General features: G+C 67.8%; 8 protein-coding genes. 4 read left to right on the top strand and 4 right to left on the bottom strand.

The genetic code is table 11. The annotated features are described in order from the left end of the window. Positions 1-4: 4 nt before the first annotated feature. Positions 5-2,077 (bottom strand): glycogen debranching protein GlgX, encoded by a 2,073-nt coding sequence (glgX, locus tag ASF87_RS14305; protein ID WP_056376728.1) that lies wholly within the window; start codon positions 2,075-2,077, stop codon positions 5-7. 95 nt (positions 2,078-2,172) lie between these two features. On the opposite strand from glgX, the gene ASF87_RS14310 reads away from it, so the two are divergent. From ASF87_RS14310 to ASF87_RS14325, 4 genes are read left to right on the top strand one after another with little or no spacing between them, the layout of a single operon-like run. Continuing rightward, positions 2,173-3,348: a cysteine desulfurase family protein gene (locus ASF87_RS14310; protein ID WP_056376730.1), complete on the top strand. Its 1,176-nt coding sequence runs from the start codon at positions 2,173-2,175 to the stop codon at positions 3,346-3,348. A 9-nt stretch (positions 3,349-3,357) separates the two neighbouring features. Next, positions 3,358-4,455 carry a tRNA 2-thiouridine(34) synthase MnmA gene (gene mnmA / locus ASF87_RS14315; protein WP_082508932.1) on the top strand — a complete coding sequence of 366 codons (1,098 nt, stop codon included), beginning with the start codon at positions 3,358-3,360 and terminating at the stop codon, positions 4,453-4,455. Between the two features lie 42 nt (positions 4,456-4,497). After that, complete coding sequence (ligA, locus tag ASF87_RS14320; RefSeq protein ID WP_056376734.1) at positions 4,498-6,813, top strand: NAD-dependent DNA ligase LigA; 2,316 nt, start codon at positions 4,498-4,500, stop codon at positions 6,811-6,813. Next, entirely contained in the window at positions 6,810-7,295 is a 486-nt protein-coding gene (locus ASF87_RS14325) for a hypothetical protein (protein ID WP_056376737.1), read from the top strand. The genes ligA and ASF87_RS14325 overlap by 4 nt, the downstream gene beginning before the upstream one ends. Before the next feature lie 5 nt (positions 7,296-7,300). Here ASF87_RS14325 and ASF87_RS14330 read toward each other — a convergent pair whose 3' ends face one another. From ASF87_RS14330 to ASF87_RS14340, 3 genes are all read right to left on the bottom strand, one after another. Continuing rightward, entirely contained in the window at positions 7,301-7,696 is a 396-nt protein-coding gene (locus ASF87_RS14330; protein WP_162238695.1) for a GNAT family N-acetyltransferase, read from the bottom strand. Between the two features lie 64 nt (positions 7,697-7,760). Beyond that, on the bottom strand, positions 7,761-9,596 hold the full coding sequence (locus tag ASF87_RS14335; protein ID WP_228385696.1) for a DEAD/DEAH box helicase: 1,836 nt from the start codon (positions 9,594-9,596) through the stop codon (positions 7,761-7,763). 47 nt (positions 9,597-9,643) lie between these two features. Beyond that, positions 9,644-11,344, bottom strand: coding sequence for a long-chain-fatty-acid--CoA ligase (locus ASF87_RS14340; RefSeq protein ID WP_056376742.1), 1,701 nt, complete (start codon positions 11,342-11,344; stop codon positions 9,644-9,646). Position 11,345 lies beyond the last annotated feature (1 nt).

Consider the following 11,345-nt stretch of genomic DNA (forward strand, 5'->3'; position numbering starts at 1 on the left):
CCAGTCATTCCACGCGGAAGAGTCGCATGGAGGTGCCGGGGATGGGCAGGATGTCGCCCGGGGCGAACACCTCACCACCGGCATCCGGGCGCTCGTCGGCACTCGACCACAGCGAGACGAAGCGCGTCGCATCCTCGAGTTCCTCCGGGAGGCGCACATCGATGGGCGACTCCGTGCCGTGCACGATGAGGAGGATCCGGTTGGCCGCCTCACGGTCGGGTGTCGAGGCCGCGACGTACTGGAGCGTTCGGTTACCGGGGTCCGTCCACTGCTCGCTCTCCATCGTCTCGCCGTTCTGGTCGAACCAGTCCATGACCGAGGCGTTGGGGATGTGCTCGCCGAGTCGGGCGTATCGGCTCGGGCGCAGGGCGGGGTTCTCCGAACGGAGCTGGATCAGTCGAGCGACGTGCGCGCGCAGGTCTTCCTGCCACGGCTCTGCGTCCCATCCGAGCCATGTCAGCGACGAATCCTGCGCATAGGCGTTGTTGTTGCCGCGCTGGGTGCGCCCGACCTCGTCGCCTGCGGTGAGCATCGGGATGCCCGCAGACAGCAGCAGGGTGCCGAGCAGGTTGCGCATCGCTTTTCGACGGGCGGCGAGGATGGTCGGGTCGTCGGTCGGCCCCTCGATGCCATGGTTGAACGCACGGTTCATGTCGGCACCGTCGCGGTTCTGCTCGCCGTTCGCCTCGTTGTGCTTGACGTCGTACGACACGAGGTCGTGCAGCGTGAACCCGTCGTGCGCCGTGACGAAGTTGATGCTCGCGAGCGGGCCCCGCTCGGCGGCGAAGGTGTTCGAGGAGCCGGCGAGACGCGTGGCGAAGCCGCCGATGCCGACCGGGGCGGAGGCACGACGCGCGTAATCGATGTCGCTCAGCCAGAAGTTCCGCACCCGGTCGCGGTAGCGGTCGTTCCACTCCATCCAGCCGTTCGGGAAGTTGCCCGTCTGCCACCCGCCCATGCCGACGTCCCACGGCTCCGCGATGAGCTTGGTCTCGCTGAGGATCGGATCGTTGGCGATCGCGGTGAGCAGCGGATGCTCCGGTGTGTAGGTGTGCGAGTCGTCGCGCGCGATCGCGGCGGCGAGGTCGAACCGGAACCCGTCGATCTGCATCTCCTGCGCCCAGTAGCGCAGCGAGTCGAGCACGAGTCGGGCGCCGGCATCGGTCGAGGTGTCGAGCGTGTTGCCGCACCCCGTCGTGTCGATGTACGCGCCGGACGCGTCCTGTCGGTAGTAGCTCGCGTTGTCGATGCCGCGAAGACTCGAGCGAGGACCGCCGAGGCCCTCCTCAGACGTGTGGTTGTACACGACGTCCAGGATGACCTCGAGTCCGGCTTCGTGCAGCAGTCGCACCATGCCCTTGAACTCGGCGAGAACGGCCTCAGGGCCGCCCTTGCGGGCATCTTCGGTCGCGTAGGCGTTGTGCGGCGTGAAGAAGTTGAGGGTGTTGTAGCCCCAGTAGTTGGTGAGGCCGCGCTCGAGCAACCGCGGCTCCGGCACGAAGGCCTGAACGGGAAGCAGCTCGATCGAGGTGATGCCGAGAGAGTGGAAGTACTCGATCATGGCCGGGTGCGCGAGCCCGGCGTAGGTGCCGTGCAGAGCAGGCGGCACGTCGGGCTGGCGTTTGGTCAGACCCTTCAGGTGCCCTTCGTAGATCACGGTCCGGTCGAGCGGGATCCGCGGCTTGACGGACTCTCCCCAGTCGAACCCGTCGACGATCACGACGGAGCGCCACTCCTCGTAGCCGTCGCCCTGGGCGAGACCACGAGCATAGGGATCGAGCAGGAGGGTCTCGGGGTTGAACGTGTTGCCCGGACCGTGCGGCCCTCCCACGCGGATCGCGTACCGGGTTCCCGGCTGGAGCAGCTCCGTGGTCACTTCCCAGATGCCGCCGGGAAGGCGGGCGAGGTCGACCTGATCGATCACCCAGTCGAGGTCGGTGGCATCGAAGACGACGAGCTCGATGGAGGACGCGTTCTGCGACCAGACGCGGAGGGTTCCGACGCCGTCGTGAAGGCGCACACCGAGGTTGTCGAGTGCAGTACCGCCGGGCACGGTGATGTCTCGGATCGCGGGCATGAATACACACTAGAGGTCTGCACTCGGGTCTCAGGACCGCATGCACTCAGTTCCATGTGCACGCCACCACCCGGAAAATGGGGGAGAGTGGAGGAATGCGGCACTATCTCGACCACGCGGCCACGACACCCCTGCGCCCTGAGGCGCGGGATGCATGGCTCGATGCGAGCGAGATGGTCGGGAACGCATCGTCGACCCACGGCGCGGGGCAGGATGCGAGGCGCCTGCTCGAGGAGGCGCGCGAGCGCTCAGCTGCGGTGCTCGACTGCGATCCCATCGAGGTCGTCTTCACCTCGGGCGGCACGGAGTCGATCAATCTCGCGCTGCAGGGACTCTGGCAGGCGCGGCCGGTGGGGACGGATGCCATCGTGATGCCGGATGCCGAGCATCACGCGACCGTGGACACGATCGAGGCTCTGGTCGCAGCGGGAGCGGTCCTGCGCGCTGTACCGGTATTTCGCACGGCGGCGATCGACGGGCGAGAGTTCGCCGACCAGCTTCCGGGAGCAGCGTTGGCAACCGCACTGATCGCCAACAACGAGGCGGGGACGATCAACGACGCCGCTGAGCTCGCCTCGTCGGCCGCACAGGCTCTCGTGCCCCTTCACCTCGATGCGGTGTCAGCGCTCGGTCATCTGCCTCTGTCCTTCCGAGGGCTGCGAGGCGATGCCCCGGATGCGCTGGGGCTGGTCGCGATGAGCGTCGCAGGACACAAGATCGGAGCGCCGGTCGGTGTCGGCGCGTTGGTCGTCGCTCGCACCGCTCGGCTCTCGGCGCTGCTTCGCGGTGGCGCGCAGCAGAGAGGGCTTCGTGCCGGGACGCAGGATGTGGCGGGCGCAGCCGCGTTCGCCACCGCGCTCGAACTCGCGGAGTCTGAGCGGGAGTCGGAGACGGCTCGACTCGCAGCGATGCGAGACCGGCTGGTCGACGGCATCCTGACACGAGTGCCGCAGGCTGAGCTGCTCGGTGACAGTTCGCGACGCCTCCCCGGCAACGCCCACATTCTCTTCCCCGGTGCGGTGGGGGAGAGCCTGCTCTTCCTGCTCGATACGGCAGGGATCGCCGCGTCGACCGGATCGGCGTGCCAGGCAGGAGTCGCAGAGCCGTCGCATGTGGTGATGGCGATGGGGCGCAGCGAGCAGGATGCCCGCAGCGTGCTCCGGTTCTCGCTGGGCCGCACCTCCACAGACGCCGACATCGACGCGGTTCTCGCCGCTATCGCCGACGCCTATGCGAGAGCTTCCGGCTCCGGCTCAGCTGCGCGCTCGTAGACTGGCTCCATGAGGATTCTTGCGGCCATGAGTGGCGGAGTTGACTCCGCAGTCGCGGCCGCGCGGGCCGTGGAGGCGGGGCACGACGTCGTCGGAGTGCATCTCGCGCTCTCCCGCGCGGGCGGCACCCTGCGCACCGGGAGCCGGGGCTGCTGCACCATCGAGGACGCTCTCGACGCCAGACGCGCAGCGGATCTGCTCGGCATCCCCTTCTACGTCTGGGACTTCTCCGAGCGGTTCCGCGAAGACGTGATCGCCGACTTCGTGTCGGAGTACCAGGCGGGGCGCACTCCCAATCCGTGCATGCGGTGCAACGAGAAGATCAAGTTCGCCGCCCTGCTCGATCGAGCGATCGAGCTCGGCTTCGATGCCGTCTGCACGGGACACTATGCGACGCTGATCCCCACGGATGCCGGCCTCGAGCTGCACAGGGCTGCGGACAACGCGAAGGATCAGTCCTACGTGCTGGGTGTGCTGACGGCCGACCAGCTCGCGCACACCTATTTCCCGCTCGGAACCACGCCGTCCAAGGCCGTCGTGCGTGCGGAAGCCGAAGCGCGCGGTCTGAGCGTGGCGCAGAAGCCCGACAGCCACGACATCTGCTTCATCCCTGACGGCGACACCCGTGGCTGGCTCGCCGAGAAGGTGGGCACGGCGACAGGCGAGGTCGTCGACCGCAGCGGAGCCGTCGTCGGGTCCCACGAGGGTGCGCATGCGTTCACGGTCGGCCAGCGCCGCGGGCTCAAGCTCGGGGTTCCCGCCGCCGACGGCAAGCCCCGATTCGTGCTCGAGGTGCGTCCGGTCTCGAACACCGTGGTCGTCGGGCCGAAGGAGGCGCTCGCGACGCGCGAGATCTCCGGCGGTCGGTTCAGCTGGGCAGGTGCAGCCCCCGAAGAGGCGGAGTTCAGCTGTGACGTGCAGATCCGCGCTCATTCGGAACCGGAACCTGCGAGGGCTTTCGTCTCGGCGGACGAAGTGAGAGTGGTGCCGGATCGCCCCCTCGACGGCGTCGCCCCCGGACAGACGGCTGTGCTGTACGTGGGAACGAGAGTGCTCGGCCAGTTCACGATCGATCGCACGGTGTCGGCCGTGCCTGTCGACGCCTAGACCCGCGCTCGGGATGTCGGTGCTCGCTCGTAGACTGGCGGGGTGCCGGAGAACATCTCGTTGGAAGACGCCCGTATCGAAGCGGACGAGCTGACCACTCGCATCCTCGAGGCGAAGGACGCGTACTACGGGCGTGACACCTCGCTCGTCGACGACGCCACGTATGACGGATGGATGCGCCGGCTCGAAGAACTCGAACGGCTGCACCCCGAGCTCCAGGGGCAGGATTCACCCACCCAGATGGTGGGCGCCGCCGAAGCGACGGGTCTGGCGACGATCGAGCACGCCGAGCGGATGCTGAGTCTCGACAATGTGTTCTCGATCGACGAACTGCGGGAGTGGGCAGCGAAGACGCGGGCCTCGGCGGGGCGTGACGTCGACTGGCTCACCGAACTGAAGATCGACGGACTCGCCATCAATCTCCGCTACGAGAACGGCCGGCTGACGTCCGCCGCGACGCGAGGAGATGGGCGCGTCGGGGAGATCGTAACCGAGAACGCGCTGCGACTGCCCGAGATACCGTTCGAGCTCTCGGGCACGGGCCACCCTGCGATCGTCGAGGTCCGCGGCGAGGTGTTCATCCCGGTTGCGGCGTTCGAACGCCTGAACGCGGCGCAGGCGGAGTTCCGCGAGCGTGCCTACGACGACGCGTATGCGCGATGGGAGGCGCGATCGGGTGCGAAGAAGCCTTTCGACGAGGAGAAGGCCCGAACGGCCGCCGCCCGGCGGTTCCCCTCCTTCGCCAACCCGCGGAACGCGGCGAGCGGGGGCCTGCGGCAGCAGATCGACAAGAAGAACGGTCTCGAGCTCGAGGCGGGGATGCTGCGCATCGAATCGCTCGCTCTCTACGTGCACGGCATAGGCGCCTGGCAGAACCCACCCGTCGCAGCGCAGAGCCAGGTGTACGAGCAGCTCGCAGAGTGGGGCCTGCCGACGAGCCCCCACACCAAGGTCTGCACCAGCATCGACGAAGTCGCGGCGTTCGTCGAGTATTTCGGCCAGCACCGGCACGACATCGAGCACGAACTCGACGGCATCGTGGTCAAGGTCGATGAGCTCTCCCTGCACGATGAGCTCGGAGCCACCAGCCGCGCTCCGCGCTGGGCGATCGCCTACAAGTACCCGCCCGAAGAGGTGCAGACGAAACTCCTCGACATCGTCGTGTCGGTGGGTCGCACAGGCAGGGCCACGCCGTTCGCGGTGATGGCTCCCGCCCAGGTGGCGGGGTCAGTGGTGAGGCAGGCGACGCTCCACAACAAGGACGTCGTGAAGGCGAAGGGCGTACTCATCGGCGACACCGTCGTGCTGCGTAAAGCGGGCGACGTCATCCCCGAGGTGCTCGGTCCCGTGGTCGACAAGCGCGACGGCACGGAGCGCGAGTTCGTCATGCCCGTGGAGTGCCCCGAGTGCGGCACCCCACTGCGCCCGATGAAGGAGGGCGACATCGATCTGCGGTGTCCGAATGCGCGATCGTGCCCTGCGCAGGTGCGCGGTCGCGTCGAGCACATCGGATCACGGGGCGCGCTCGACATCGAGGCTCTCGGCGAGGTCACTGCAGCGGCGCTCACCCAGCCGACGTCGCCGGCCGTTCCGCCCCTCGAGACCGAGGCAGGACTCTTCGCGCTCACGCTCGAAGAGATCGTGCCGATCGAGCTGTTCGTCCGCGACGCGGAGACGGGCCTGCCGAAGGAGGACGACGACGGGCTGGTGAAGACACGAGCGCCGTTCCGCCGCAATCCCACGGCCGCAGAGAAGAAGTCCGGCCTCGAGGGGCCGCAGCCGTCGTCGCAGGCCCTCACCCTCCTGGCCGAACTCGAGAAGGCGAAGACGAAGGACCTGTGGCGACTTCTCGTGTCGCTCAACATCCGTCATGTCGGCCCCGTCGCTGCACGAGCGCTCGCGCAGTGGTTCGGCTCGCTCGATGCGATCCGCGCGGCTTCCCGCGACGAGCTCGCTGCGGTCGAGGGGGTCGGCGGCATCATCGCCGACTCGCTGCTCGCGTGGTTCGAAGTCGACTGGCACAGAGAGATCGTGCAGCGGTGGGCCGAGGCCGGGGTCCAGTGGGCGACTCCCGGTCACCCGGGTCCGGGTGCTGCCGTGGTCGAGGGCGGCGTACTCGACGGCCTCACCATCGTCGCGACCGGATCGCTCGACGGGTACACACGCGACGGTGCCCAGGAGGCCATCATCAAGGCGGGCGGCAAGGCCGCGTCGAGCGTGTCGAAGAAGACCGACTTCGTCGCCGCGGGTCCTGGCGCGGGGTCGAAGTTGGGCAAGGCGGAGGAGCTCGGTATCCGCATCCTCGACGCTGCTCAGTTCCACATCCTCGTGACCCAGGGGCCGGACGCGCTCGGATGAAGCGCTACGGACCGTTGATCGTCGTTCCGGGCGCGCTGGCGGTGGGTGATCCGGGGAGGCATCACCTTCGCCTGACACCTGACGCGGTGCTCTTCCGCGACGGCAGTGAGAATCGCGGCATCGTCCCGTGGATTCAGGTCGAGCGAGTGCTGATCGACGTACCGGTGACGCGCTTTCGGCTGCCGGGGCTCGTCAGCACGATCGTCATCGGTGCGCTGACGTTCCTCGCCGTCTCCGATCTTGGAATGGATCCGGACGACGGCACAGTCGACGTGAAGATCGACGGGGAATCCACCACCGCACCCTTGAGCCGTCACCATGTCGGCGGATACTGGGCTCCGACAGTCCACGGCGCCCACAGGCTGTTGCAGCACCTCATCGATCATCCGGAACAGCGATCGCTGCTCGCTCCGCCGGAGTCCCTGCTCGACGTCGCCGCGCGCCTGGCACGCAGCGGAGCCTCAGGAACCTCAGGCTCCTGACGCGACTATGCCTCGGCGATTCGCTGGAGCAACTTCGGCGATCCGGCGAACCCGAGCCGCTGATAGACCGAAACCGCGCGCTCGCTCGAGTGCACGGTGACCCTGGAGGCGCCGGCTCTGTGCACATGGGTGGTCGCTGCGTCGACGAGTGCGGCGCCCACGCCGCCCCCGCGGTGCTCGGGCATCACGAAGACGCTCTGGATGTCTGCCGAGAGGCGGTTGTTCGCACCAGGGCTCGGCACGCGCGGGAGCAGCGCGACCCATGCGGCACCCACCGTCGTGTCCTCGGTGAGGGCCACGAACGCGAAGTGGGTATCCTTATGGGCTTCCCACCACGACCCGAGCGCGTCCACGAACGAGTCGAACTCCGCGGTGTCGGCGTTGTCGCCGGCTCTGTCCATCCACTTCAAGCGCGCCAGGCCCCGAACATCCTCGGGGCCTGCGCGCTCGATGTGCATATGTCGATCAGTCCTTGTGCCGCGGCTTGCGGAACGGCTTCTCGCCGCGCTCATCGGAGCGGGCCGGGCGGTCCTCGCGATCGTAGCGGGGGCGGTCGAAGCCGCCTCGAGCGCCGGCGTCGCGCGGGCCGTCGTTGCGTCGGGCTGCCGGACCACGGTCGGGCTTGATCTCGATCAGTCGACCAGAGATGCGGGTGTCCCTGAGCTTGTCGAGCACCGAGGAGTCGAGGTTCGCGGGAAGCTCGACGACCGTGAAGTCCGGCCGGATGTTGATGGCGCCGAAATCGTCACGGCCGAGGCCACCCTCGTTCGCGAGCGCGCCGACGATCTGACGCGGCTCGACCCGGTGACGTCGACCGACCTCGATGCGGTAGGGCTTGTAGTCGCCCCGTCCACGGCGCTCGCGAGGCTCGCGGGGCTCCCGCTGATCGCGGGTGTTGCGTTCCCGCGGCGGACGGTTGTCGAACTCGACGGCCTTCGTCAGCGGGTCATCCGACGGGTCGAGCAGCAGAGGAGTGTCACCCTGCGCGACGACCGCGAGCGCAGCGGCCACATCAGCCTCCGGCACATCGTGGTTGCGCACATAGTGGGCGATGATGTCGCGGAACTTCTCGATCCGCGGGCTATCGCCGAGCGCGGTCGTGATCGCATCGTCGAATCGGGCGAGACGCGTGGTGTTGACGTCGTCCATGCTGGGCAGCTGCATCTGCGTCGGCTGCTGGCGGGTCGCCTTCTCGATCGACTTGAGCAGGTAACGCTCGCGCGGGGTGATGAAGCTGATCGCGTCGCCCTTGCGACCGGCGCGTCCGGTGCGGCCGATGCGGTGCACGTAGGACTCGGTGTCGGTGGGGATGTCGAAGTTGATGACGTGGCTGATGCGCTCGACGTCGAGACCTCGAGCGGCGACGTCCGTCGCGACGAGGATGTCGAGCTTGCCGTCCTTGAGCTGGTTGACGCTGCGCTCACGTTGCACCTGCGCCACATCGCCGTTGATCGCAGCGGCTGAGTATCCACGGGCGCGCAGCTTCTCGGCGAGCGTCTCGGTCTCGTTCTTGGTGCGGACGAACACGATCATGCCGTCGAAGTTCTCGACCTCGAGGATGCGAGTCAGCGCATCGACCTTCTGCGCGTACGACACCACGAGGTAGCGCTGCGTGATGTTGGTGCCCGTTGCGGTCTTCGACTTGATGCTGATCTCTTCGGGATCGCGCAGGTACTTCTGCGCGAGGCGGCGGATCTGCGGGGGCATCGTCGCGGAGAACAGTGCGACCTGCTTCTCGACGGGCGTCTGAGCGAGGATCTGCTCGACGTCTTCCGCAAAGCCCATCTTGAGCATCTCGTCGGCCTCGTCGAGCACCAGGTACTGCAGCTGCGAGAGGTCGAGAGTGCCCTTGGCGAGATGGTCCATGATGCGGCCGGGGGTTCCGACGATCACGTGGACGCCGCGGCGCAGCGCGGAGAGCTGCACGCCGTAGGCCTGGCCGCCGTAGACCGGCAGCATGTGCACACCCTTCATCTTCGAGGCGTAGGACTCGAAGGCCTCGCAGACCTGCAGTGCGAGCTCGCGGGTCGGAGCGAGCACCAGCGCCTGCGGAGTCTTCTGCGAGACGTCGAGGCGCTCCAGGACGGGGAGCGCGAAGGCCGCGGTCTTTCCCGTTCCTGTCTGCGCCATGCCGACGACGTCGCGGCCCGACAGGAGAGTCGGGATCGTCGCGGCCTGGATGGGGGAGGGGGTCTCGTAGCCGAGGTCCTTGATCGCCTTGAGGACGGGGCCGGTGATGCCGAGCTCCTCGAATCCAGGGGTCTCGGGGGCGTCGGTGGGCACAGCGTCTTCAGGGGTCACTGATCAAGGGTAGCGCGTCCCGGGTTCCCGCGCCTGTGAGGGCGCCCTCAGGCGCCGGAGGTCAGCGCCAGAAGCTTCTCCCTGACCTGCCGGCGCAGGACCTTGCCGATCAACGATTTCGGAAGCTCATCCACGATGAAGATGCGGCGGGGCACCTTGTAGGGGGTGAGGATGCTGCGCGCATACTCGCGGATCGCCTCGACGTCCACCTCGGTTCCGGAGTCGATGACGATCGCCGCGACCACCTCCTCGCCGGAGTGATCGCTCGGCAGGCCGACCACCGCGGCGTCGGCGACCTGCGGGTGCTGACGCAGTGCGTTCTCCACCTCCGTCGGTGCGACATTGAAGCCGCCGGTGATGATGAGTTCCTTGATGCGGTCGACGATTCTGATGAAGCCCGCATCGTCGACCGTCACGATGTCTCCGGTGCGGAACCAGCCGTCGACGAAGACGGCCTCGGTCTCCTCCGGCTTGCCGTAGTACCCGGAGAACACCTGTGGACCGCGCACGAGGAGTTCGCCCGCTGCGCCGGGTTCGACATCGACGGTCGGGTTGTCGGGATCGACCACCCGGCACTCGGTGCCGGGCAACGGAAGTCCCACTGTTCCCGGCACGCGGTTGTCTGCGACCGGATTCGCCATCAGAACGGGGGAGCATTCGCTGAGTCCGTATCCCTCGACGAGGAAACCGTTCGTGGCGGCCTCGAACGGCACCACCAGCTCGTGAGGTAGCGCCATGGCGCCGGAGATCGCGACCTCGATCCCGTCGAGGGACACGCCCTCGGCGTTCGCCGCGGCGAGCAGTCGATCAGCGATCGGGGGCACGAGCGGGAGGAACGTCGCCGGGTGCTTCTTCATCACACCGAGCACGAGGTCCGGATCGAACTTCGGGAAGAGCACGAGTCGTGCTCCCATCGACATCGCGAACGTCAGACACAGCGTGAGGCCGTAAGCGTGGAACATCGGCAGCACCGCGTAGACGACGCAGCCCTTGCCACGCTGGATGGAGGGCACCCACGCCTGCGACTGGGCGGCGTTCGCGAGCAGGTTGCCGTGCGTCAGCGCCGCACCCTTGGGGGTTCCGGTCGTGCCCGACGTGTACTGGATGATGGCGAGGTCGCCGGTGGCCGGCTTCGGGTGCGTCGCCGAGATCGGAGCCGACTGCACCAGTGAGTCCCAGGCGACGGTTCCGCGGACGCGCTCGGTGAGCGCCGCGCGCGACTGTCGCGCTTTCGCCACAGGCAGTCGCAGAGCCACGCGGGTCAGAAAGGGCATCGCCCGGGTGACGTCCACGGAGATGAGGTTCGTCACGGCGAGATCGGCCGGAAACTCCTGCACTGTCGACACGACCTTGTTCCAGACGATCGCGTGCTTCGCGCCGTGGTCCTCGAACTGCTTGCGGAGCTCGCGAGGCGTGTAGAGCGGGTTGTGCTCGACGACCACTGCGCCCAGACGGAGCACGGCGTAGAACGCCACGATGTGCTGCGGGCAGTTCGGCAGCGCGATCGCGACCGGATCCCCTGCGCGCACGCCCAGATCGCGCAGACCCTCGGCGGCACGGTCGATCGCATCCTGCAGCTGCGCATAGGTCGTCTCACGTCCGAAGAACTGCAGTGCAGGGGCGTCGGGGTAATCGCGAGCGGATGCCGCGACGATGTCGATCAGCGATCCGGAGACGGGGGCGAGGTCGTCGGGGACGCCTTCCGCATAGCTGGCGATCCACGGGCGGGGAGGCTGGTACGGGCTCACC

The organism is Microbacterium sp. Leaf161, assembly GCF_001423645.1.
In the GTDB taxonomy this organism is placed as follows: domain Bacteria; phylum Actinomycetota; class Actinomycetes; order Actinomycetales; family Microbacteriaceae; genus Microbacterium; species Microbacterium forte.